Origin of the sequence: Nostoc sp. 'Lobaria pulmonaria (5183) cyanobiont', assembly GCF_002949795.1 — a bacterium.
Taxonomy (GTDB): domain Bacteria; phylum Cyanobacteriota; class Cyanobacteriia; order Cyanobacteriales; family Nostocaceae; genus Nostoc.
The window spans coordinates 3,830,671-3,854,909 of record NZ_CP026692.1 but is presented as its reverse complement, the minus strand read 5'-3'; the positions used below and the strand labels follow the sequence as shown (position 1 = coordinate 3,854,909).

Genomic DNA, 24,239 nt, shown 5'->3' with positions numbered 1-24,239 from the left:
CTAGAGTGGGAGTTTAAATTAGAGTCTAAAACTCTCTTCTCTACCAGAAGCTGCGCAAACAATTTGAAATTTTGAATTGTTACCTCTATCCCTGCTAAGTCGCTCAAAATAAAACTTTATACTTAAGAAAAGGGAATAAGTTTTAACAGGAGGGGAGAGCAATGGCTCCCAGTCCCACCATCATGCAAGCTGTGGAACAACTGGGCTACCGTGTCACTGTTGGTGATGTGGCAACTCAGGCAGGATTGAACGTCGCTGAAGCTAATCAAAGCTTGTTAGCCCTGGCATCTGATGCTGGCGGACATTTACAGGTAGCGGATTCCGGTGATATAGTTTTCCTTTTTCCACAAAATTTTCGAGCAATTTTGCGTAATAAATACTTCCGGCTAAGATTGCAGGAATGGTGGAAAAAGGTCTGGAGTATTCTGTTTTACCTGATTCGCATTTCTTTTGGAATTTTCTTAACTGTTTCCATCGTCCTGATCGCTGTTACCATCTTCATGATCGTTACTGCTGCCAATTCAGACCGTAACGGCGACAATCGGGGCAGTAATTCCGGCGGTGGGGGCTTCTTCTATTTTCCAAATTTATTTTGGTATCTTAGCCCAAATTATGACACCCACTACCAGGAACCGCAACGTGGAAGCCGGGAAGAAACCAATCTGAATTTCTTTGAAGCTGTGTTTTCGTTTTTGTTTGGCGATGGTAATCCAAACGCCAACTTAGAGGAACGTCGCTGGCAAGAAATTGCTACGGTGATTCGGAGTAACCGTGGTGCAGTGGTAGCAGAACAAATTGCCCCATATTTGGATGACATTGGCCAGGGATACACAAGAGAGTACGAAGATTATATGCTGCCCGTTCTGACGCGATTTAATGGGCAACCGGGAGTAAGCCCAGAAGGACAAATTGTTTATTACTTCCCAGAGTTGCAGGTGAGTGCAGTTAAAAAGCGCCGTCATGCAATATCAGATCGCTTAGAAGAATTTCCCTGGCGTTTTAGTGCCGCAAGTTCTGGGCAAATTATGCTGAGTGCTGGGTTAGGGGTACTAAATTTTGTTGGTGCTTTAGTACTGGGAAGTTTGTTGAGAGATGGAACTGTTGCCGTCCAATTAGGTGGACTGGTAGCTTTTGTACAAGGAATTTATTGGCTGCTATTGGCTTACGGAGCAGGTTTTTTAGGCATACCGTTATTGCGTTATTTCTGGATTCGGTGGCGTAATCGCCAAATAGGCGATCGCAACCGCGAACGGCTTTCCAGAGCAAGGCTATTGGCAAGTCCTGATGCACTTTTGCAACAAAAAATCAACTATGCCCAACAATTTGCAACAGAAAAAGTCATTGGCAACGAAGATTTAGTGTATTCTAGCGAAACTGACTTACTCGACCAAGAAGTTGAACGTTCTGCAAAAATTGATGCTGAATGGCAACGGCGCTTAGAACGTGGGAGTGGGGAATAGGAAGCAGAGGAGCAGGGAGCAGAGGAGCCAAGGGGGACAAGGGGGACAAGGGTGAATTATTGAACAAGTTTCTCCTTATCTCCCCCCTCTTCCTTGTCTACCTTGTCTCTTCTCAATGCCCAATGCCCAATCCCTGATTACTTCGCCTGAATCGGTGTTAGAGCTACACCTTGATAATAATGTCCCAAAATTTGCAGATGGTTCACTCCTTGCCGAGCCAGATTGTACGCCCCCCACTGACTCATGCCTAAAGCATGACCGTAGCCAAGCCCTTGCAGTACAAAACTACCATCAGCCCCCTTGGTGACGCTAAATTTGGTACTTTTTAACTTGAGGGCTGTTCGGACTTCCTCGCCCTGTAGAACTTTTGTGCCCTTATTGCCCACAATTTTTAAAACTTTAACACTACGGAAAGGTGAGTATGTCTCTGGAATCATTGCCGTCACACTGCCCACCTCAGGAAATTTAGCGCTAATTTCACTCGGCGAGAAGGTTTTCACCCAATTACACTCGCGGATATTTTGATCGTAGTCTTGAACAGCACGTAGATAAGGTTCGCTGCTTCCCCAAACATCTTCTACGTTTTCAGTGTGTCCCCCAGAACAAGCGTGGAAGACTGAGAGAATAATCCGGTTTTTGTAAGTTAGTACCTGCCCTAGAGTAGAATCCACTGCGGTGTAAGTAGCTGGAGATTCACTAATGACACCTTTGTAAATTTGCCAGTGATCGGGGGTATTGCCTACATCATAAACGGGATTATTTCGTTGTTTTTCCCGTTCGTAGAGGGCATAAGTACGGGCTGCGATCGCTTGAGCTTTTAAAGCTTCTTGGGGCCAGCTAGCATCCATTTCGCCACCAAGAACGCTGTAGAGATATTCTTGGTCATCAACCCAGTTAACAGCGGTTAAGCCTTTTTCTGTGGGGACAACCAGAGTTCTGCCTCGATACCAGCGATCGCCAATATAAACAAATCCCTTGCCAGTTGGCTCAATCCAAAATAAACCAGACTGCCACTTATCTAAAGCAACTCCGCCAGGAACGGCTTGAGCATAATATGCACTCATTGCTGGCAACTGTCCAAGAGTCCGCCCAGTACTATCCTTAACGATCCCAGTAGTGGAACTACCCACTTTTACCTGATTAACGCCCCTCTCAATTGCCACACGTAGGATTACAGACGCTTGGGCTGGGGCAACCAAAGCTATCCACAAAAAGATACTTACCCACCAATAACGTACTTTAATCTGAGAAAATAAAGAGCCTAAGTAAAGTTGGAATTTCATACCGATCATCTAATCACACTAGTATCTAATTGACGCTCTGGATTATGGCGTCTACTACTTTAAGATGAGACAGTTCTCCAACGCAGGAGGTTGCCACCTCCTACTAATTATGCATTTTGCTTGAAATATAAGGTATAAATCAGAAATTGGGGAAAGTGAATCGTCTAAATCTGACTGCTGTGGAAGAGAAACTTTTATTCTCCGATTTACGATGCCAATACTTTTTGAGAATTGCTCGCTTCATTAGCGATAATTCCAATTAAATTCAACTTACTCAAAATTTCTGTTGCTTGAGTCAGTTCAGTTCGAGTCACTTTTCCCATGCGCTCTACCATTACAATACCATTGCAAAAAGATGCCACAATCCTGGCATCAACCGTGCCTAAAATAGATGGAGCATCTATTAGTACTAGGTCATAACTTTGCTCAAACACCTCTATTAGTTCTTTCATCCGTTGAGAACTGAGCAACTTCACTGTGTCTTCTGGTTCTGGCCCAGCAGTCAAAATATCAATGGAGGGGTGAATCGGCTGGATGTAATCTTGAAAATGAGTAGTTGTCTCATCAACTAATAACAGAGATAGTCCCCAGTCATTGGATAGTTCCAGGATTTTGTGCAGGCTAGGATTATGTAGATTAGCATCAATTACTAATACCCGTCGATGCATCCGGGTAGCACTAGCTACAAGGCCTAACACTAAGGTTGTCTTCCCTTCCCCTGGTAGTGCTGAAGTAAACATCAGCGACTTGAACGGTAAAGGATATTTTAATATTTGAATATTTTGGTAGATCATGTCCAAAGTTTCATGGACGGGCAATTTATTACTGGCTTCTATTACAGAATAATCTGAGCTGACTCGGCTATTCCAAGGCAGGCTAAGCCGCCGTTTTTTGACACTACGTGATGGTAGTTTTGGTACCGATCCCAGTACACGTAGGTTTGTCAGTTTCTTTAAATCTCCGGCACAATAAATAGCGTCATTAAACTTTTCCAAAATTAGGGCTGCTAAGATACCTAAAATCGGCCCAATTACCGCTCCTCCAAGCAAGAGTAATAATCTGTTATTATCCATATAAATACCGGGAGAAGGTTCTGCCAAAACTTGCCAGTTATATCCTTCCTGAGCAATTTTCAGTCCCAATGACTGTTGTGCCTGGAGTATTTGTTCAAGGTTTTTGCGGCTAGTTGCTATCTTTGGCAGCAGATGATTATACTCTGCTATTAAACTTGGGTATTTGTTTAGCTCAGAGCGTAGTTGCTGTTCTGATTCGATGAGATTTTTTTCATTGGCAGTTAGTCCTAAAACACTTGTCTGTACTAAAACAAACTCATCTACAAGCGTTGGATCAACTCCTAGCATTTGTCCTTTTGATAAAGGTTTATCTTTATTGCTATTAGTAATAGTTTTCACCTCTTCTCGTAATAAGGACAGTTGACTTTCGCGTTGCTGCTTTAATTTTTGTACCGATGGATAATCATCTGTATAGCGGAGCCGCTCCTTAGCCAAAGCTAGTTCAGTTTTTTGAATTTCACTTAATAATGCTTGATAGCGGCTTGACTGATTTAATTGAGAAGAAATTAGTGTATTCTGTTGAGACGAAGACGCTATTAGTTGCTCTAGATTATTGTAGCGAGCGTTTACATCTTGAAGGTTGGCACGAGTGGTTTGTAGCTGTTGTTGAATATCGGCTAGAGATTCTAGCAGAATTTTACTTTGGACTTCGGGATCGAGTAATTTATGTTTTTTGCGAAACTGTTCTAAGTTTTTTTCAGCTTTACTCACCTCTTTTTTTATCTCAGGTAGGCGAGTGTTTACAAAAGCTAATCCCTGATTCAGACGTTCTTTTTGTTGCTGTTTGTTGTAGTTTTGATAGACTTTCTCTAGAGCTTGAAGTACTCTTTGTGCTTTTACTGGATCTTGATCATTAAAAGAAACTTTAAATGTCTGATTAAAAACTTTATTTGCCCCTATGCCTCCTGCTTCTGGAGTTACTTCTAAAGGTGCTTTTTTGCTATATTCTTTTTGACCGTTGATGTCTTGTAAGGTAATATCAGGATAATCAGAATGGAGTAAATCTACAGCTTTCTGAAGCAACTTATAACTCAGCATGAGTTTCATCTGAGTAGTGGAATCAACAACTTGAGAATTTGAATCAATAACCTGAGTATTTGACTGTGCCCCTTCAGATAAATTGGAATTCACCAATATCTGCATATTACTCTGGTAAGTAGGTTTGGCATTGATAGCCAAGAGGCTAGCAGCTGACATAACTACACAAAAAACCCCAAAGGTCAGAAAGCGTCGGCGAAGCAAAATAGTAGATAGTTGTCTGATGTCAACTGCGCCTTGTGCTGAAGTTGTAACCTGTTGCTCTTGATTCAGACTAGTCTTAGCCACTATTAAACTCCTCTAATATCGAAACACTATATTTATTTGGAAGATTTATGAGAAATATGAAATGATTTTTTACACCTAATAGCTGCGATCGCGTACTTTATTCTTCTTCCAACAATGACAAGCTAATTTAGCACAATATTATGTCAACTAGCGCTTTCATGTTCATCAATTCATGCAGATAAATTCTTAATCAGTGTTGGAAGGATAAATTTTTAATAAATATTTTATTTAAAGAAGAAAAATCTTGACGAAAAATTAATTATTTTTCCTAATTATTTGAGTATACAATTATCCAACTCGCAACATTGCTATATATTAAAGTTATTTTGATAACTTGTAATAGTAAAAACACATTGATAAAAATATTTCAACCATAGCATTTATATATTTTTGATACATCTAGTTAACCGTAAATTGTTGGTTAAATAGTTGACTTACTCAGAAAACCGAACTGCTCTTTATTTGCTTGATATTATGATTGAGACTATTCAAATCTAAGATAAAGCCTGGTTAATTTTAGATTTTAGATTAGAAGCGTTCAATAAGAAATCTAAAATCTAAAATCCAAAATTTAAACGCCTACCTTGGTTAACTCTACTTCCCGCCGTCTGGGTACTTCATGAATCATAAAATCGTAAGCCATATCAGTATGAGGAAAAATAGCACGAGCTTCTTTGAGGAGATCCTTCAACTCCAAAGTATTTCCGGGAGCATAGCGGGGACTGAAATGACTCATAATCAGTCGATGCGCTCCAGCAGCTAAAGCTGTTTGCGCTGCCATTGTGGTTGTGGAATGCAACCGCTGGAAAGCCATATCTGCATCTTGATGGGCAAAGGTTGCTTCGTGAATTAATACATCAACATCATGAGCTAATTCCACTGCACCATCACAATAAATTGTGTCTGTACAATAGGCAATCTTTCGACCAATTTCTGTAGGGCCGCACAATTGGGTGCCATCAATCACCCGTCCGTCCGTAAGGGTAACTGTTTCACCGCGCTTGAGTTGACCGTAAACCCGACCAGGAGGAATTTGCAACGCCTTGGCTTTTTCCACATCAAAGCGTCCGGCTCGGTCTTTTTCGGTTACGCGGTAGCCGAAAGCTGTAATCCGATGATGCAAATTACCGCAGCTAACGGTGAAGTCATCGTCTTCATAAATTATCCCTGGACGGATGGCGTGAACTTTGATTGGGTAAGAAAAGTGCGTGTAGGAATAACGTGAGGCAGATTGAATGTAATCATTTAATCCAGGTGGGCCATAGATATCAATTCGTTCTACATTGCCAGCCAAGCCGCAAGTAGCAAGAAGTCCCATCAAGCCAAAGATGTGGTCGCCGTGCATGTGGGTGATAAAAATTCGGGAGAGTTGACTGATTTTCAGTTCACTCCGCATAATTTGATGCTGAGTACCTTCGCCACAGTCAAATAACCACAGTTCTGCCCTTTGGGGTAATCTCAGAGCGACACTGGAAACATTGCGCGATCGCGTGGGTACACCGGAACTCGTCCCTAAGAATGTTATCTGCACAGTGTTCTTTAGTCTTCCTATTGCTCAATTTGCAGCTCTATTTTCTATAGTGGCACGGTTAATGAGTAAAAGATTTAGGATTTTGGGGATTGGGCATGGGGCATAGTTAGCGATCGCCTTAATAAAGCCTGTGAGCGGATCTAAACCCTAAGCAGAGTGTGAGACTTGAGGAGCTATCAATTACTCAATTCTCTTGAGTAATCAACGGTGAGTAGCCAGATTCATGAATCCTTTAAACAAATCCGGCAGAAATATATGAAGTTTTGTAACACAAAGCGTAATTATAACTAGTCAAGCTGAAGTCATAATTATCGGAGTTCACAAGAGCGTTAGAAACCTAATGCTTTCGTACCACTCTAGACTTTGTATTATTGATTCTTTCGTTGCCAAACTGTACTAATCAAACTCACGTTAATTTAGTACATCACAAAATAAGTTCACACATTTACCAGTCTCCAAGGAGAGCAAAAATTATGAATTCTCAAAATACGCAGCAGTCAACAAACGATATCCAAAATGAATTGAGTGAAGTTCTGAAGAAATCTGAGATGGATGTTGCGCTTAAAAAGGACGAGACAGAAGATAATTTTCAAGAAGAATTGCAGAGCCGTATCGACCCAAAAAAAAATGAATTTGATGCTGTTTACAACCAAGGAGTTAAGGATTTGACAGAAGTAATTCAATCGAAGAAACTTGCAGACGAGGTCTGCTGGTATACCCCAGAGGGTATAAGAAAGTGTAAATAATCCTTGATTGTGTATCAACTTAATGATTAACTTTCTATTGATAATCAAGGTCAGAGATGTAAATAAAAAGTTAATCATTATTTTATCAGTTTTATAGACTTTTGACCTTATCAAATTAAATACAACTCCATTGAATATAGCGCATTTTTATTGAATGAATTTGAACGTTTATTCCATCTTGTTCGACAAAGCAAATAATATTATCAACTTAATAGCAACCATCTCAACTTATTTATTAAAAATTACAGGTTTTTTGTAGCATACAACATTGTTATGCCCAAGTTAATCTTAGGATTTGGTTGGTAAATAGTAAAACGCAGATGAGCTATTTGAAAGGTAGTGTACTTATATTAAGTACAGCATTACCATTGTTCGGTAACTGTTAATTCTTTGAAGGAGTGTATTAGGTATGAGTATTCGTTGGGTCTGGTTTAAAAGTCTAGGATCTGTCATTGGTTGTGCAGTAGCTTTATTTACAAACTCTGCTGTTGCCCAAATTACCCAGGATGGGACTCTACCTAATAATTCTCAAGTTACACAACAGGACAATATCACAATTATTGAAGGTGGAACCCTATCCCAAAGTGGACGCAATCTATTCCACAGTTTTAAGGAGTTTTCCGTAATTAAAAATAGCATTGCTGAATTTAAAAATGCTGACAGTGTTCAAAACATTATTAGCCGGGTAACAGGTAAGTCTGTTTCTAATATTGATGGCATTCTTAAAGCTAATGGTACAGCCAACCTATTTTTGATTAATCCCAACGGAATAATTTTTGGTCCCAGTGCTTCTTTACAAATTGGCGGCTCATTCGTGGCGAGTACAGCTAGTAGTCTGAATTTTACTGATGGAACTAAATTTAGTGCCACAGATCCACAAACCCCACCTCTGCTAACGGTAAATGTTCCCAATGGCTTACAATTCGGCACAACTGCGGCGTTCATCCACAATCAATCTCAAGCACCTAGCTCAGATGGCGTGACAACTAATATACCTGTTGGTCTACAAGTACAGCAAAACAAAACCTTGGCACTTGTAGGTGGCGACATAACTCTGGAGGGCGGAAATTTAACAGCAGCGTCAGGACGAATTGAGTTAGGAAGTGTTGCTAATAATAGTCTGGTCGACCTCAAACCAACAGACCAAGGTTGGATTTTAGGATATCAAGGTGTCCAGAATTTTCAAGATATTCGATTAGTCCAGCGAACTGTTGATTCTTCTAAGATTGCATCTCAGGTAAATACTAGTAATAGAGATGGCAGTGGCGGCAATATCCAAATCCAGGGTAACTTAGTGGAACTAATTGGTCCTGTGGTTTTAAAAACTCAGACTACAGGTGTTGAGAATGGCGGAGACTTAACGATTACTAGCAAGAAAATAATCATTAGGGATGGAGCACAAGTAAGTACTACCACTTTGAGCAAGGGTGATGGAGGAAACTTGACTGTAAACGCCTCCGAATCTGTGGAGGTGATTGGTGGCTTTTCTTCTCCAGATAGTGATGACAGGCAACCTAGTGGATTGTTGAGTTCAACAGCGGTTGCCGGAAAGGCGGGTAGCATAAATATTAAGACTGGAAGATTACTTATTGAAGATGGGGGACAGGTAGCAACAGATTCTACTGCATTAGGCATAATAGCAGGTACAGGAACAGGAGGAAATTTGACTGTGAGCGCCTTTTCCGTAGAGCTAATTGGAAACTCAACAAGTGGGTCCACTGGCTTGTTTGCTTCTACAAATACTTCTGGAGATGCGGGTGATATAACAATTGATACAAAAGAATTAATGATCCGGAACGGAGCTAAAGTAACTGTGAGCAGTCAACTTGTAGACTTTTTCACCTACGCAAAGGATCTACCTAACTCAGGAAAAGCAGGCGATCTAAATATAACGGCTCGCTCTATACTTCTGGACAACGCAGGAAAACTCATATCTGACAGTAAATCAGGTCGTGGTGGTAATATTACGCTACAGGTGCGGGACTTATTACTGATGCGGCGCGAAAGTAAAATAACCACTAACGCCAAGGGTAATGGAGATGGTGGTAATATCACCATCAATGCACCAAATGGCTTCCTTGTCGCCAGCCCCTTAGGAAATAACGATATCACTGCCAACGGCTTCTCTGGCTCTGGTGGTAAAATCACAATCACTGCTAAGAACCTCTTTGGTTTTGTACCCCGCACAGGTACAGACGTACAGAGGCTTGACCCAGTAGAAAAAGACCCGAATAATCTCCTAACAAATGACATCACGGCATTTTCTCAGCAAAATCCTTCATTAAATGGCACTGTACAAATCAACTCACCAGATGCTGACCCCAGTAAAGGATTAGTGGAATTGCCCGTAAATCTGGTTGATGCTTCGCGGCAAATTGTTGCTAGTTGTAGTACTGGTGGAAAAATAGGAAGGAGTTCATTTATTCAGACTGGGCGTGGAGGACTAGTAGCCGATCCCACCCAGCCATTGATAGCTGATGATGCGGTGCTTGCAGATTGGATCACACTCTCTCCACAGAGTCAGAATCGTGCTGGCGGTATTCAGAAAAGAGCCGTTGTTCAGGGGCAGCGAAACACAGAAGAAAAATCACAGAAGGTTAATTCTGTCAATGAACCTATTCAAATTGTAGAAGCCCAAGGATGGGTAATGGATGCCAATGGGAACGTGGTTCTAGTTGCTCAAGTACCCGCAGCGACGCTCTATAACTCCTCGCTTACCTCTAAATCTTGCCCTGCTAATTAGGCGTGAGTTCAACAAACCTCTCCCTACCTTGAACTAAAGTTCAAGCTTGTCCCTCTTTGATCTAAAGAGGGACAGGTTTTGCGTAGTCAAATCAGGGAGAGGTCTTTGTCTTAAGATTGTTTTAGGATAAACGCAATCAGCAATTGTGTAGGCGTAGCCAGCCGTAGGCATCGCCGAAATAACAAATGCGAACGCCAAAATAGCAAATGCGTACGCCGAAATAGCAAATGCGTACGCCGAAATAGCAAATGTGTACGCCAAAATAGCAAATGCGTACGCCAAAATAGCAAATGCGTACGCCAAAATAGCAAATGCGTACGCCGAAATAACAAATGCGTTCGCCGAAATAACAAATGCGTTCGCCGAAATAACAAATGCGTTCGCCGAAATAACAAATGCGTTCGCCGAAATAACAAATGCGATGAGCAAACGTTATCCGTATCATTAGCGCACGTCTAGCAACCAAGAAAGAACGAAGAGATTATAAAGAATTCACAGGCTTTTGAATTCCGTAACAACGCAGACGATGACTTGCTTCCAGAGTATAACTTTGACTATCGCAAAGCCTTGCCCAACCGTTTCGCCAGTCAGCAAGAAAAAGCTCCTTTGACAGTTACCCTCGATGCTGATGTTGCTGAGATATTCAAAACCTCAGAAGCTGTTAACAACGCTCTTTGTGCTTTACTCTCAGCAATTCCACAGACTGAAAGATAAACTGTGTAAGTGTAGCCAGCCGTAGGCATCGCCTATTCTCTAATTCATCTCTTGGATAGAATAAGAATACCTTTAGCAAAAATTATGGTAAACATTAATGTATGTATCATTAACTCCAGAGCTTGAGCAGTTTATCCAAAGTCAGGTTGAAAGCGGTAAATATTCTTCGTCTGAAGAAGTGATTCTGGCAGCTATCAAGCAATTGGAAGTAAGAGAAAATATCTACAAGGGACGATTTGAGGAGTTACAACGCTTGATTATGATTGGTGTTGAAGCTTCCGAACGAGGAGAGGTTATTGATGGTGAAACACTTTTCCACCAGCTACAACAGAAGTTGCAAGAGCGTCGGGAACAGGCTAGTTAATGAGGAATATTTGCTCTTTTACTGTTCCGGCTAGTCGAGATATTGAAAGTATTATCGATTTTATTGCTGATAGCAGTGGTTTGGATGCAGCGGATAGATTTCTCAATAAAATCAACGGTAAGTGTAATAATTTAGCAATGTTTCCCAGCATGGGGCGTAAGAGGTCTGAGCTTTTGCCTTCATTGCGGAGCTTTCCAGTTGATGATTATTTAATATTTTATCGCCCAATTGAAACCGGAATTGAAGTTCTGCGAGTGGTTAGTGGCTATCGTGATTTAGATGCGCTTTTTGATCAGCCAGACGATGAGTGAATGTCATATTGATGACCCACAAACCCAAACTTTATCCGCAGTGAGGGAAAAGAGGAGGGGAAGTAGGGGGAGAATAACTCCCATTGGTGTCAACTTAAGCCGAAAACTATATCAGACAGGCGTTTTGCAAATCCCTCACGCCCTCATCCCCTAACCCCTTCTCCCTTGGGAGAAGGGGAATTGAATGTCTAGCTCCCCTCTCCCTTGGGGAGAGGGGCTGGGGGTGAGGGCAAAACGTTGTCACCAAGCGGGTTTCACGTTAAATTGACACCTATGAATAACTCCCCACTCCCTAATTCGTCTCCTGAATTTGCAAACGAACAGTGTGTTCAGTCGCACCACTTAGTTGTAATTCCATGATTTCGCCACCCAGAGGTTCCAAGCAAGTGAGGAGCGATCGCAAGTTGGGTGTACTTGCGCCAGTATCTACATATAATCGATCTGCTAAATTACCGATCCGTTTCCAAGTCATGTACAATTTAGCGATCGTTTGTTCAATTTGCGATGCTTGATTTACCAAATCAGCAGCAATGCTCAAACAGCCGACTCTTTGCGCTTCTTCTAAGGCTGTTTCAATGTCAATATTCTCCTGCGTTAGCGCCTGAACTTGAGCCGCCCCTTTGAGATATTTGGCTAAGTTACGCGCTTCAGTAGTTACCTGTTTCAGGGTATCCACATCAGGATTGGCAGCTATTTCCTTTTGGATAAACTTTTGATGCGATTCTGGCAGTTTTTCCATTTCCTTCACCAATGGGGCAATGTAGCGCGGGGGAAGGGTGTTATCTGCTGCTTTTTCTTTGACTGCTTCGGGTAATAAATCTGAGGACATGGCTGTCCATTCATCATTGAGTTGACGCACTTCCCGCCTAGTGATGCGATCGCCTTTTTGGGCAGCTTCACTCACCATCTGTTGCACTTCGGGGACTGCTTTGGAGGTTTCGACAAATGCCCGTTTGCTGAAATTGTTCACAGATCCGGGGTCAAGTTTACCGTCTTCAATCAGAGTATCGGCACTATTCGCCAGTTGAATCCAAGAGTATGCTTGACTTTTGCTGATTTCCCGCTCTTTTAGCCATCGCAGAAAGCCAGTACCGCGTCCGTCACCACCCACTTTTTCTCTGTCGCGGATCGCCCGTAAAATTCGCCCCCGCCAGATTTCAGTTTGCAAATCAAAGCGATCGCATACCTGCCAAGCTATTTCTAGCTGCTGTTGAAAATCTGACTCTAGAATCTGTTCATCTTCTGGATCGGGCAGTTCAAAGCTGATATCGGCTGGCTGTAGTAAAGCAGCAGCAAGGTCGTTGATGGAGTCGGTATCTTGCACGATTGATGACTAACTAGTGGATGCGATCGGCTTATTATGCCACAATCTGTGGACTCTCACTTAAGGGGGAGTACGGTATTTTGAGTTACAACAAAGATAGTAAGAAGGGGTAAACCACCTTTGTAAAGTCTTTAATTAATCAGAGAGAATAAAAATAAAACCATGAACCAGGTAGACTACCTCCGCATTAGCTTAATTGATCGCTGCAATTTTCGTTGTCAATACTGTATGCCAGAGGGAGTAGAACTGGATTATATTCTCAGGCAACAGCTGTTAACTGATGAGGAACTACTCACCTTAATTCAAGAAGTATTTATTCCAGTAGGCTTTACCCGATTTCGTTTGACTGGGGGTGAACCTTTATTGCGTCCCCGTGTGGTGGATTTGGTAGGTGCGATCGCAACTTTACCCCAAACTCAAGATATCTCAATGACCACCAACGGTTTTTTGCTGGCTCCGATGGCGCAAAACCTCTACAATGCTGGTTTACGACGAATTAATATTAGTCTTGACTCTCTCGATCCCGACATTTTTGATCAAATTATTGGTAATCAGGGGCGTTCTCGTTGGCAACAAGTTTGGCAGGGGATTCAAGCTGCCTATGAAGTCGGATTCGACCCACTGAAGCTGAATGTAGTGGTAATTCCTGGCGTTAATGACCATGAAGTTTTAGATTTAGCCGCTCTGACAATTGATAAACAGTGGCACGTTCGATTTATTGAATTTATGCCCATTGGCAATGTGCATTTATTTGGCGATCGCGGTTGGGTATCTTCAGCCGATTTACGAGGACAGATTCGCGATCGCTGGGGCTTGACAGAATCTCAAGTTCGTGGTGCTGGCCCTGCTGATGTCTTTCAAATTCCCGGTGCGAAGGGGACACTAGGATTTATTAGTCAAATGTCAGAATGTTTTTGCGATCGTTGTAACCGGATGCGCCTGAGTGCTGATGGCTGGCTGCGTCCCTGTTTATTAAATGAAACTGGTCAAATAGATTTAAAAACTGCTCTACGTTCTGGTGTCAGCACCGCTCAATTACAAGAGCAGGTTAGACATTTACTCGCAAACAAGCCAGAAATTAACTTTAAAGGGCGCGATTCTGGCATTTCAGGTACATATACCCGCACCATGTCACAGATTGGCGGGTAGTCATTGGTTATTTGTCATTTGTCCTTTGCAAAGAACTCAGGACAAATGACTAAGGACAAATGACTATTAAGCTTGTCGTGAATAGTATTCCACCACAAGTAGTTCATTAACTTGTAATGCCACCCATTCGCGCTCAATAACGCTGTTAACTTTACCAACCAACTTATTTTTGTCAAACTCCAAATGACTGGGGAGGTTGGCCAAACCGGGATATTGCAAGTTAGCTTCTACCAACTTCCGTGATTGTGCCCGATCTCTGACGGCAATTACTTCGCCAGGACGGCATTGGTAGCTGGCAATATTCACCACACGACCGTTAACAGTTACGTGACCGTGATTCACTAGTTGGCGAGCTGCGGGGATAGTCGGCGCTATACCCAAGCGGAAAACGGTATTATCCAAGCGCATTTCTAGCAATTGTAGCAACACCTGTCCGGTAGAACCAGTAACACGTCTGGCTTTCCGCACATAGCGGAGCAATTGCTTTTCAGTCAAACCGTAGTTGAAGCGGAGCTTTTGCTTTTCCTCCAGACGGATAGCATACTCAGAGCGTTTCTTGCGGTTCTGACCATGCTGACCAGGTGGGTAAGCGCGTCTGGCGCTTTTACGAGTCAATCCTGGTAAGTCGCCCAAGCGGCGGACAATTCTGAGGCGGGGCCCTCTATATCGGGACATGAGTTTCCTTAATCTAATCCTGTTTAAACTTTACCCAAACATTCAATTTTGACATTCCACTGAATAATAAATCAGCGGATTCTTGGTTTTTTGAAGGTGCTTACTTTGGTATGACGTATCTTACCAATGTAGAGGCATCTCCTTTACGCCAGTTGCTTTAAGTCGGTTGAGCCGACACACTAGCTTCCAAGCTTGAATTCCGACGTGCCCGCCGTACTACTGCCAATAAGTTTTTTGTGTTTATTTAGTTTCGTAGGCTACTCAATCATCAGATTGGTTTACGCAGTATTCTTACTCTAAAATACTTTTTACGTTGCCTACTTATCTTTCAAACAGCTATATTAACACAATTTTCGACATAATTAATTATATCTATACCTTACTACCTCTGAAATTCTTAGATTACAGAGGATTTTTAAGATATTTGAGTTAGCATAACTTTGGGTGTTTGGAGAATGGCAATGTCAATGAGCAAAAAAGTGGTTAGCAGAGGTAAGAACAAACAAGGCAGTTACACCTTCAGGATTTTAACATTACCAGTTTTGGCTATAGCTGGATGTTTAACAATCTTGCCTAATATGGCTGTTGCTGCCTCCTACAGGAATGATTATAGTGTCTGTGCTGGTCGCCTTTTGAGTGTGGGTGTAAAGGCAGAAGCGGCATCAGAAGGTTGTGCAGCAGCACTGCGTCCAAAAGATTTGGCTGCTTGCGTGGTGAAAATTGGTAAAGAAACCCAAATTGCTGCAACAGATGCGCTTTCTTCTTGTGGAAAGGCTCGGCGTCCTGAAGAGTTAGCAACCTGTGTAGTTGGCGTCAGCCTAAGTACTAAGGAAGAAGCTAATCCGACAGTTTTAGATTATTGTGGACGCAGTTTGTTACCCGTACGCTTTGGCCAGTGTGTGGTTGGCTTGCGTAGTCAAATCGACTTTCCCGCTACTCAAGCGCTAGATACTTGTATCAGTGCTGATGATAGTGTTATCGGTGCTTCATCTTCATCTACACCGCCAACGATAATTCCTGCGGGTTCAAGTCCAAGTTTAGAGACTACTCCATTTCCAACTCAACCAATTGTTCCAACTCAACCAATTGTTCCAACTCAACCAATTGTTCCAACCCAACCGGGCACTAATTAAATTACAGTGCTTTATTTAATTGATTGAAAATACAGGTTGAATATAGAGTGGCTATTTGCCAATTTGATTCAGGGACTACCAAAAAATAAATCATCCGATTTTAATTTGTAGATTGGGTTTCGCTGTTGTTCAACCCAACCTTATACAGCAGATTGCAACAGGCGTGAGGTACAGATTAATCGTAGGGGCACAACATGTTTTGCCCCTACGCGTGTACTTCTCAAAGAAAAGATTACCTGTAGTTCGATCGTAGATAAAGCGATCGCTTGCTGTTGTCCATAGGTCTCAACTTAAGGTGAAACCCTTGTCAAGACGTGATATTCAGTTCTCTCACTTACCACCACTCTTCGCGTCACCCCACCCCGGTTTTGTCTAAAGCCAAAACTGCCCCTCCCCAAGGCATCGGGGAGGGGTTGGGGGTCGGGTAAAAGGTATGTTGGGTAAAGTTACTATATTTCTTACTTTGGTTTCTATATCATCATCGAAAGGTTGAAGAAGTTTCTGCACCTCGCCCAAAAAAGCCGTCTTTTTCCCCTTCTCGATTCTGCCAACACCCGGTCTTATCCAGAGACTACAAAGATATCACGTGAACCTTGCGGCGGATTGTACACTAATGCAACTTCTGTCAAACGCTCTATGATCTCGGACAAACTTCAGTACCAATTCTGCCACTTGTGGTCATTCCGATACTTAGCACTGTTCCCAAAGTGTCCGCTGACCAAGTAAGCATTCAAAGAAATGAAAAACATTATAATGCTCCTCTCCAACGCAAAGAGGAGTTGGAGAGAGGTTAGTTGAACTCACGTCAGTTTTTCAGCTTTGGGAATTTAGAATTTTGCACAGTTTGCACAGTTAGTTGTACTAGTCTTCTTTTTCACCAAACGCCGTCTGTAAAACCACTGCAATACCACCGTCTTGGTGATATTTGTCTGCCCAGGCACGAATAACTTCATCCAATTCTTCCATAGCCTGATCCATTTTTTCTGGGAGGATATCAAGTTCTTCCAGCAACCGCATGGCGTTTCGTCGTCGTTCTGCCCAATTTTTCATCATGCGGAAATACCGAGCGGTATCTTCCACGGTGATGTGTGTACGTTCTTCATCGTCTGTTGGGGTATAAGAAAGACGGGTAAGCGCATAGAAGGGCATTCCCCAAGGAGAATCAATACGCGTTACCGTTCCTGAGTAAAGCAGACGACGCTTGATATGCTCACCCAAAGCTTCACTCAAAGGCATTTGGTGTTCGGGTGGTAAGTCTTCTTGCGATCGCTTGTGTAAAAACTCGATCAAATCCAGAAACTCAAAGGAGCTAACTAACTGAGCATCAGGTAAATTACTGGGCAGTTTCTGCTCAATTTGTCTTTTTTCTTCGCTTGTCAGACTGGTACCAGGAACGCGCGATCGCCCCGGTTGCCAAGGATATTTTTCTAGCCAGATATAAGGCAATTGAATCAAATAGCGAGGTTCCTGAGAACCCAACATTTTTAACAGTTTGCCTTCTGTTAATGCCTGTCTGACTTCTTCTACAATAATTTTTACTCGTTTCGGCTCCAAGTGATGCAAATGCCCTGTCATTCGCAGGTTTTGTCCCTGCTCTAGATAGGTCATGTAAATTGCACACTTTGCTGCTGTTGCGGCTGCATCTAAAAATGCCCCATGCCTGTGCCCACTCGTCCGCATGGCACTAAAAGCCAGATAAAGCATGATCTGATCCATCGCACTGGGGTCAAGACGTTTGATCAGATCTATGTCGTTACTCATATTACAGACAATTGAATAGCACGTTTACACAATTTTTAATCGAGTGAAAATAGGTAGTATACACCTGGCTGAAGGCTGTCTTTACTTCAGACTATATTAGTATGCGATAACGATGATATCGGTGGTAGCACAAACTACCGTTTTCGCATATTTCCTGGTACAAAAAGCAGAGTCGGTAGTTGTCACTATAACTGTCTCTGCATCTAACCAGAAAATTAGAGACACCACCAAATCCAGTTTAACGGCGGTTTATGTCCCAACAGTCAACTATGCTGCAATTAATCTACAAAGCCTTTTAGTTTTCTGGTTTTTTTCATCTTTCAAGAGCAACAACGTCAAGCTGCTTACACCTAATTATGGCACTATGCCGACTCAGAGTAAAAACTAGTTTGCGCGGTTAATCTGGGATATCTGTTACTAGAAAAAGATGCTTTTTTTCAGCTTTTGCGAATTATTTGTAGTACACAAGTGACTAGAAATAATTGGGAATAGTCTCAAAAGAAATCGCTTACCAGGTGTAGCCACATTTAGAGGTTGAGCTATACAGCTCGTTGTGAACTATCATTCCGTTTACAACCTCCAGTGATGTCTCGGCAGTATCAGCCGTTGGCTTGAGGAAAGATAGTAGACATCAAGTAGAGCAAATAATTCCAATTTCAAAATACCTGTTATTTTTCAAATATTGTTCCTCATCATATCACTTCTTTTTCGTTTTGAAACATAATTGGGCATTTTAAAGTTTATAAATGATGACTATTTAAATATTTTATATTCTGCTCAAATTAAGGTTTGATGATATTCTTATATTTACTCCTTAATCCAAGTTTTATTTATTATTTTATTTGATGGGTGGACACAAAAAGCCGCGATTAATTACGACTAAATCGCGTATCTATAAGGCTTTGTCGCTCGTGCTAATAACCGAAAGATTAGTTAATAGCCATACATATAATAAAACATCTTGGTTTCCATCCGATGAATATTTAGAGATTTTTTTGCAATAAATTTATATTTCTTTCATGAAAAAAATTTAAATTTTCATAATTTAACTAATTTACTGGCTACTTTCAAGTATGTTTTTACCTCGCTATTTTATATATTTGAGAGACTTAAATTACGTAGATAGTTTGTTGCTATAAAAGAATGATAATCCGCAGCAAGCTACGATATCAGCTTCTTTTTCTGGGTGTTTGGGCGATCGCAGATTAAGTAGACTGGTATAAAACGACAGAAAGAAAGATAACATCTTACGAAACACAATTAGCAAGTGGGTGTGAATAATTAAAGATTTCTGGTAACTTAGCACCGTCTGGGGTCTTTTCCATAAGCGACAAATAAAACCGAAGTATAAGGGCTTTAGCCCTCAGTATAAGGCAATTTGACAAATTTACAGTGCTTAACATAAGTTAGTTTATTCTTGCCCACTTATTTATCCTCCCACAGAGAAAAAACGGGCAGTCCGGCTGCTTAATATCAACAAAGGGATTATATTCTCAATAAATTCCAAATTAGTCGCATTAAGAACTGCTTATTGATACAGATTTTGCGTAGGTGCAGTCTATCGTAGACATCGCTTTGAGTCTTGGAAACTACCAAACCTAAACAAGAAATGCTGATTTTGTGGTTGGTTTTTAACATTAGTTGCGCTCGAAAGTAATTAATTTAGATGCGCTTGCCTCAAAAAAACGAGTTACTGTAAACATTTCTGCGATTTCTTCATCTGTTAGTTCCAAAATGTGCTGCAATTGTCTTAACTCTTTGTGAATCTTCTCTTTGAGCAAGTACTCGTGCTCAATTGCTAGAGTCAGTACTACTCATATTGCTTACATATACGTGTTTTCCCTATCTGTATCAGGCTAAATTCCTAAAAATATATTACAAGTCGATTTATTCTGAATACTGCTTGCCGATCTATTAAATGTTATCTGCACCTATACAGCATTCTGAAATCATTCGTAAAAACTTAAATCCCCGACTTTTCAAAGAAGTCGGGGATCTTGTTTGTCACAGATGATTTAGAGAAGTTACAAGTGGGTGCATTAGCGTCAAGATTGATGCTGAGAGTGATGGGAGGTAAAGTAGCTTCCATCACACTGAAGCTGATTGAACTCGCCATTTAATTCGTGGGATTAGAGGGTTTAACCTGATTTCGCATTGTTTCAAAGCTGAAAGCAGCCGCGCCAAAAGTTACAAATAACACTCCCAGAATTTGCACAATATCCAAATTCTCTTGAATAATTAACCCAGCGAAAATCACGGTTAAAACTGGGATGCTACCACCGATGAGCGCCGATCGCGAGGCTCCTAGTTTACTAATACCAACATTATTGAGCAAATAACCTGCAAGAGTCAGCACACCCAAAATAAACGCGCTCAAAACCAGTTCCAGTATTTTAGAGGGGTCAACTATTACCAAGTTCCAACTGCTTGGCAAAGGTAGCATCAAACAGATAAAGCTCAACAACAGCATGGTAGTGAAGTTAATTAAAGTAAAAGTCACAGGATGCAGTTTGCTAGCACAGACTCGCGTCAGAATTATATAGGCAGCAAAAGCCACACCCGAAAGAATGGCGGTGCTGCTTCCCATTGAAGTATTACCGATACCGATGCTGGGAGAACCCCCTAAAACTAACAATTCACCGCAGCAAATCGCGGCGATCGCCGCGATGCGGAATAGAGTGGGGCGATCGCGAAACAGAAACCACGAAAATAGACCACTAACCATTGGATAGATAAAGAACAGTGCGATCGCCATTCCAGTTGTGACTTGAGCGATCGCAATATAGATTAGTACCTGAGATAAAAACAAAAAGCACCCACTCACAATTGACAACACCAAAATCTGCTTGGTAGCTGCATTGGCAGGTGTGGCATTTCCTCGGACTGAAGCGGACAAGTTTTCCAAGTCTTGCCACAGTCTTGGATGCAATATCGGAGACAAAAGTACCATTAGTGGTACGACTACCATAAACCGTAGCGTCAAAATTAACAGAGTATTGCCCAAAGTCGGCGGTAGCAATTGCTCTACGTCTAATACTCCAAAAATCTGGGAACCTTCGTGGAAAATTACCTTGATGGCTACGTTATAAAGTGACGATATCACTGCTGATAAGACAATCAACAACAAACCGATTTGGAGTGTCGATGAGCTAGAAGAATTAGGCGATCGCGATTGTGAGGGTTTTGCTTTTACCTGCGGTTCTAGCGCCGTGGTCGATGAGGATTCAGCTTTGGTTTGCGATACGTTCTTACGGCGGACAGCAATTGGTTCATTAGGATCCTTTGGAGAAGGTCGGATCATTCTCGGTTGTAGCAAAGATGCGATCGAAGGCTCTGATTTCGTTTCGTTTTCCGGCGATTCTTGATTTAAGACAGAAATTGGTTCGGTGGCATTGTCTTTTGGTGGCGGAACTACAGCCGCAGTAGGCTCTGATGGCGTTTCCCTTGACGACAAATCCTTGCTGGGAGAAGAAATTGGATTTGCGGTGTTTTCTTTAACAATCGGCGACTCTGATGTCGTTTCCCTTGGCGACAAATCCTTGCTGGGCGAAGAAATTGGATTCGCGGTGTTTTCTTTAACAATCGGCGGCTTTGATGTCGTTTCCCTTGGCGACAAATCCTTGCTGGGAGAAGAAATTGGATTCGCGGTGTTTTCTTTAATAATTGGCGGCTGTGATGTCGTTTCCCTTGGTGAAAATTTATTGGAGATCGGGGAAATTGGCTCAAGGGAATTTCTTACTACTTGCTCAAACTCTGGTAAGGATGTTTCAACAGAACTGTTTTTTTCTGGCTCCGTAAACTGCAAAACAGTCGGGATACCTGCTGTTGCTGATTTGCGTGAAGTTTCTTCTATAGTTTTATCTAGTTCTCCATGCAGGCGGTTGACAAACTCTGTCAAAATCGTTTCCCCTTGCTGCTGCTGGCTATACATCCGTGACAACTGTTGGGAAAGATTACTTTGATAGTTCTTCAGCTCCTGTTGTAGGGAATTAAAGGTAACAGTAACGGTGTCATCCAGACTGTCAAACATGTGTTCGACTTTTTCATTGATTTCACCGACTACATTGCTGCTCACTTCAGCAGACTTCAATGCAGCTTGTTCGTAAGATTTGCCCTCTATGCTTTGATTAGCTAAAGTTGCCAGAGAGGATTGCAGTTGTGAAGATATATGCTTTGCCAGAACTTCTGCCAGTTGCCGAATTAACACTTGCTGCTCGGTGATTTGGCGCACTTGTTGTAAATGCTCTTTTTCCTCTACCAAGCTTTGAATCTCATCAGATAACCGATTTTTTTCTGACTGAAGCCGCTTTACGTCTTCCTGCAAAGCTCTGAGGACATTCTGCTGAAGATTTTCTAAGTCTTCAACTACAGCCCAAAGAGCATTTTCTGCTGCTCTAGATAGCTCCCCTCTGACTCTTGGGTTTTCTGGTTGCTTCTCGAATCGCCCCATTAGCTTCTAACCTCTAACACTTTGACGATAAAGCTGCTTCCGGTACACTTTATTGGCGGTCATCCTAATTTCCTGTATTTTGCCAGATAAATTAAAAATTTTAACAGTACTTCCGCATTTCAACGTAATTCTGTCATCCTAGACACAGGTTAGCAAAGCATCTAAGTTTGCTACACAGCTTATTACACCGTGTTCTCTTCAGCATTGATAAGTATTTAACCATTAGATTTGGAATTTTGGTGAGGTAGCACCCGTCTTGGTGAGTCCACTTGCCGTCTTGGCGCTTTGCGTCGTTAGCGAGTCTTCTCCCTTGGCGCTAGCCTCTCCCTTTGGGAGAAGGGGAGACGCTAAGAGCGAACGAGCGTCTGGCAAAGTGGCGTTAGCGAGCTTGCGAGCGTCACCCGAAGGGCGATTCCCATCGTTAGCGACGCCAGAGGGACTGGGGGATTGCCCAACCCGAAGGGATTTTGGATTGATCGCCACGCCTGGAAGTCCCTTAGATAGAGACTTTTTATTTTTTGGTCAGTTTAATTTTCATAAATTATTTGCCAATGAAATTTTTACTTTTAAAGAAATCTCACTCCAAATAAATATTTATTATTTTGCTGCCAATAATAATTGTCAAAGATTCACAGATGCGTGTGCGTAGGCGACTCGTCGCTAGATATCCCCACCAAATTGTCTGACTTGCGAAACTAACTGTAAATTTGTGTGGAATGTAACTGGTATGACAGTTTATATCTCTAAATGGAGATTAAAGTATCTCTCTGTGGAAATTAAAAGTTACGCTATCCCCTGCACAACATTCTAATAAATGAGCAGCAATTCTGCAAAAGCACGCTTTTTTTAGCGTTGTTGCAGTCTGGGTTTTGCTTTGAGTAAATTCCAGTAGAGGAAAAGTTTGGAAAATATTAATAGTTCTTAGAAGAATATAATCTGGGCGATGCTGAAGATGGCAGCGCTAAGGGCAGCACTTACGGGGATTGTAATTAGCCATGCGGCGGCAATGCCTTTTAGTGTTTGAAACTTAATCGAATTGAGATTTTGCACTAGGCCAATACCAACTACACCACCAACAAGAGCGTGGGAGGTGGAGACTGGTAAACCTAGCCGGGAAGCGATGAGGATGGTGGTAGCAGTTGCCAGTTCGGCACAAAATCCACCACTGGGTTGCAAAGCAATGATGTTTTCGCCAATGGTAGCAATGACTTTTTTTCCCCAGACAGCTAAACCACCAACAATACCAGCACCACCAAGAATTAAAATCCAAAGGGGGATAGTTATACCATCAGTAGGTACGCTACCAGTACGATTGATGTAAACGATCGCAGCTAAAGGAGCGATCGCATTTCCCACATCATTAGAACCATGAGCAAAGGCGACAAAGCAAGCACTTAGTAGTTGAAATCGAGCAAATAATCTTTCTACGGGATTGGGGAGTATTTCTCCCTTGTCTCCCTTATCTCCCAATTGTCGCCAACTGATGATTGTGAGTCCAACTGCTGCTACTGCACCGGTTAACAGGGGGATGTCATGAGAAGGGATTTTGAAACCAACTTGCTCAATTACAAAATTGGTGAGCGGTTCTGTGAGCGAAGGTAAGACAATCACGCCGAATACACCTAGCAGCGCAGTACTCAACCAGGGAATCCACTCTTGTAACTGGACTACTTGATTGGGTTGATCTAAAATCCAGTGCTTGATTTGACTGTAGAGTAAAGCGGCGATCGCACCACTAATTAACGGCGTTAAAATCCAGCCAATGGTAATCGAGCCAATTGATGACCAATCAATTGCATTTACTCCCAAAGCTACCCAACTAAATCCAGCGATCGCACCAACAACCGCATGAGAAGAGGATACGGGTAAACCGCGTGATGTGGCAATTTGTAACCACACACCACACGATATTAGTACCGTTACCATTCCAACAACAAATATTTGAGGTGTAGCTGCGAATAAGGCGGGATTAGCAATTTTCGTTGCTAGAGTTTCCGTTACCTCATGTCCAAACAACACAGCACCCGTAAACTCTAATACCCCAGCAATTATTAGTGCTTGTTTGAGGGTGACAGCTTTGGAACCTACAGAGGTTCCCATCGCGTTAGCGACATCGTTTGCTCCGAGATTCCAGGCGACGTAGAAAGCTAGTAGAGCTACGAAAAGTAGGGTAATAAGCATTTTGTTGGGGACAAG

19 protein-coding genes are annotated in these 24,239 nt (G+C 42.1%); 9 read left to right on the top strand and 10 right to left on the bottom strand.

The window, feature by feature from the left end; genetic code table 11:
• The first annotated feature begins 161 nt into the window (after positions 1-161).
• Positions 162-1,460, top strand: a complete 1,299-nt coding sequence (locus NLP_RS16895) for a hypothetical protein (RefSeq protein WP_104907407.1) — start codon at positions 162-164, stop codon at positions 1,458-1,460.
• A 137-nt stretch (positions 1,461-1,597) separates the two neighbouring features.
• Here NLP_RS16895 and NLP_RS16890 read toward each other — a convergent pair whose 3' ends face one another.
• The 3 genes from NLP_RS16890 to NLP_RS16880 form a co-directional block, all read right to left on the bottom strand.
• Complete coding sequence (locus NLP_RS16890) at positions 1,598-2,743, bottom strand: SpoIID/LytB domain-containing protein (RefSeq protein ID WP_104909902.1); 1,146 nt, start codon at positions 2,741-2,743, stop codon at positions 1,598-1,600.
• 206 nt (positions 2,744-2,949) lie between these two features.
• Entirely contained in the window at positions 2,950-5,142 is a 2,193-nt protein-coding gene (locus NLP_RS16885; RefSeq protein ID WP_199784632.1) for a GumC family protein, read from the bottom strand.
• A gap of 571 nt (positions 5,143-5,713) precedes the next feature.
• Positions 5,714-6,673, bottom strand: a complete 960-nt coding sequence (locus tag NLP_RS16880) for a ribonuclease Z (RefSeq protein ID WP_104907406.1) — start codon at positions 6,671-6,673, stop codon at positions 5,714-5,716.
• 473 nt (positions 6,674-7,146) lie between these two features.
• On the opposite strand from NLP_RS16880, the gene NLP_RS16875 reads away from it, so the two are divergent.
• The 5 genes from NLP_RS16875 (at position 7,147) to NLP_RS16850 (ending at position 11,551) form a co-directional block, all read left to right on the top strand.
• Positions 7,147-7,419, top strand: coding sequence for a hypothetical protein (locus tag NLP_RS16875; RefSeq protein ID WP_104907405.1), 273 nt, complete (start codon positions 7,147-7,149; stop codon positions 7,417-7,419).
• A gap of 409 nt (positions 7,420-7,828) precedes the next feature.
• Positions 7,829-10,162 carry a two-partner secretion domain-containing protein gene (locus NLP_RS16870; protein ID WP_104907404.1) on the top strand — a complete coding sequence of 778 codons (2,334 nt, stop codon included), beginning with the start codon at positions 7,829-7,831 and terminating at the stop codon, positions 10,160-10,162.
• Positions 10,163-10,693: 531 nt separating this feature from the next.
• Positions 10,694-10,876 (top strand): hypothetical protein, encoded by a 183-nt coding sequence (locus NLP_RS16860; protein WP_234016964.1) that lies wholly within the window; start codon positions 10,694-10,696, stop codon positions 10,874-10,876.
• 97 nt (positions 10,877-10,973) lie between these two features.
• Positions 10,974-11,240, top strand: coding sequence for a type II toxin-antitoxin system ParD family antitoxin (locus NLP_RS16855; RefSeq protein ID WP_104907402.1), 267 nt, complete (start codon positions 10,974-10,976; stop codon positions 11,238-11,240).
• Positions 11,240-11,551, top strand: coding sequence for a type II toxin-antitoxin system RelE/ParE family toxin (locus tag NLP_RS16850; RefSeq protein WP_104907401.1), 312 nt, complete (start codon positions 11,240-11,242; stop codon positions 11,549-11,551). The genes NLP_RS16855 and NLP_RS16850 overlap by 1 nt, the downstream gene beginning before the upstream one ends.
• A 292-nt stretch (positions 11,552-11,843) precedes the next feature.
• On the opposite strand, the gene NLP_RS16845 is transcribed toward NLP_RS16850, so the two are convergent.
• Positions 11,844-12,875: a hypothetical protein gene (locus NLP_RS16845; RefSeq protein ID WP_104907400.1), complete on the bottom strand. Its 1,032-nt coding sequence runs from the start codon at positions 12,873-12,875 to the stop codon at positions 11,844-11,846.
• 162 nt (positions 12,876-13,037) lie between these two features.
• Here NLP_RS16845 and moaA point away from each other — a divergent pair, with 162 nt between their 5' ends.
• Entirely contained in the window at positions 13,038-14,024 is a 987-nt protein-coding gene (gene moaA / locus NLP_RS16840; RefSeq protein WP_104907399.1) for a GTP 3',8-cyclase MoaA, read from the top strand.
• Positions 14,025-14,090: 66 nt separating this feature from the next.
• On the opposite strand, the gene rpsD is transcribed toward moaA, so the two are convergent.
• A complete protein-coding gene (gene rpsD, locus NLP_RS16835) occupies positions 14,091-14,699 on the bottom strand; it encodes a 30S ribosomal protein S4 (RefSeq protein WP_012408407.1) in 609 nt (202 codons plus the stop codon).
• Positions 14,700-15,166: 467 nt separating this feature from the next.
• Here rpsD and NLP_RS16830 point away from each other — a divergent pair, with 467 nt between their 5' ends.
• Positions 15,167-15,832 carry a hypothetical protein gene (locus NLP_RS16830; protein ID WP_442946668.1) on the top strand — a complete coding sequence of 222 codons (666 nt, stop codon included), beginning with the start codon at positions 15,167-15,169 and terminating at the stop codon, positions 15,830-15,832.
• A gap of 861 nt (positions 15,833-16,693) precedes the next feature.
• Here NLP_RS16830 and hetR read toward each other — a convergent pair.
• The gene (gene hetR, locus NLP_RS16825) at positions 16,694-17,593 is read right to left on the bottom strand and encodes a heterocyst differentiation master regulator HetR (RefSeq protein ID WP_104907397.1); all 900 of its coding nucleotides are present in this window, start codon (positions 17,591-17,593) and stop codon (positions 16,694-16,696) included.
• A gap of 112 nt (positions 17,594-17,705) precedes the next feature.
• Here hetR and NLP_RS16820 point away from each other — a divergent pair, with 112 nt between their 5' ends.
• Positions 17,706-17,981: a hypothetical protein gene (locus NLP_RS16820; protein ID WP_104907396.1), complete on the top strand. Its 276-nt coding sequence runs from the start codon at positions 17,706-17,708 to the stop codon at positions 17,979-17,981.
• Positions 17,982-19,556: 1,575 nt separating this feature from the next.
• Here NLP_RS16820 and NLP_RS33290 read toward each other — a convergent pair.
• The 4 genes from NLP_RS33290 to NLP_RS16805 all read right to left on the bottom strand — a co-directional run bounded on the left by NLP_RS33290 (position 19,557) and on the right by NLP_RS16805 (position 24,224).
• Positions 19,557-19,709 carry a hypothetical protein gene (locus NLP_RS33290; RefSeq protein WP_158680435.1) on the bottom strand — a complete coding sequence of 51 codons (153 nt, stop codon included), beginning with the start codon at positions 19,707-19,709 and terminating at the stop codon, positions 19,557-19,559.
• Entirely contained in the window at positions 19,710-22,043 is a 2,334-nt protein-coding gene (locus NLP_RS16815; RefSeq protein WP_104907395.1) for an EamA family transporter, read from the bottom strand.
• A gap of 222 nt (positions 22,044-22,265) precedes the next feature.
• Positions 22,266-22,526 (bottom strand): hypothetical protein, encoded by a 261-nt coding sequence (locus NLP_RS33285; protein ID WP_158680433.1) that lies wholly within the window; start codon positions 22,524-22,526, stop codon positions 22,266-22,268.
• 438 nt (positions 22,527-22,964) lie between these two features.
• On the bottom strand, positions 22,965-24,224 hold the full coding sequence (locus NLP_RS16805) for an inorganic phosphate transporter (RefSeq protein WP_104907393.1): 1,260 nt from the start codon (positions 24,222-24,224) through the stop codon (positions 22,965-22,967).
• Between the last annotated feature and the right edge of the window lie 15 nt (positions 24,225-24,239).

Excerpts from the sequence above, each read along its gene's own strand:
- NLP_RS16805 (WP_104907393.1), bottom strand. The coding sequence starts at position 24,224 with ATGCTTATTACCCTACTTTTCGTAGCTCTACTAGCTTTCTACGTCGCC.
- NLP_RS16895 (WP_104907407.1), top strand. The coding sequence starts at position 162 with ATGGCTCCCAGTCCCACCATCATGCAAGCTGTGGAACAACTGGGCTAC.
- rpsD (WP_012408407.1), bottom strand. The coding sequence starts at position 14,699 with ATGTCCCGATATAGAGGGCCCCGCCTCAGAATTGTCCGCCGCTTGGGC.
- NLP_RS16890 (WP_104909902.1), bottom strand. The coding sequence starts at position 2,743 with ATGAAATTCCAACTTTACTTAGGCTCTTTATTTTCTCAGATTAAAGTA.
- NLP_RS33290 (WP_158680435.1), bottom strand. The coding sequence starts at position 19,709 with ATGGCGAGTTCAATCAGCTTCAGTGTGATGGAAGCTACTTTACCTCCC.
- hetR (WP_104907397.1), bottom strand. The coding sequence starts at position 17,593 with ATGAGTAACGACATAGATCTGATCAAACGTCTTGACCCCAGTGCGATG.
- NLP_RS16830 (WP_442946668.1), top strand. The coding sequence starts at position 15,167 with ATGAGCAAAAAAGTGGTTAGCAGAGGTAAGAACAAACAAGGCAGTTAC.
- NLP_RS16870 (WP_104907404.1), top strand. The coding sequence starts at position 7,829 with ATGAGTATTCGTTGGGTCTGGTTTAAAAGTCTAGGATCTGTCATTGGT.
- NLP_RS16815 (WP_104907395.1), bottom strand. The coding sequence starts at position 22,043 with ATGGGGCGATTCGAGAAGCAACCAGAAAACCCAAGAGTCAGAGGGGAG.
- NLP_RS16820 (WP_104907396.1), top strand. The coding sequence starts at position 17,706 with ATGATATCGGTGGTAGCACAAACTACCGTTTTCGCATATTTCCTGGTA.
- NLP_RS16875 (WP_104907405.1), top strand. The coding sequence starts at position 7,147 with ATGAATTCTCAAAATACGCAGCAGTCAACAAACGATATCCAAAATGAA.
- NLP_RS16850 (WP_104907401.1), top strand. The coding sequence starts at position 11,240 with ATGAGGAATATTTGCTCTTTTACTGTTCCGGCTAGTCGAGATATTGAA.
- NLP_RS16855 (WP_104907402.1), top strand. The coding sequence starts at position 10,974 with ATGTATGTATCATTAACTCCAGAGCTTGAGCAGTTTATCCAAAGTCAG.
- moaA (WP_104907399.1), top strand. The coding sequence starts at position 13,038 with ATGAACCAGGTAGACTACCTCCGCATTAGCTTAATTGATCGCTGCAAT.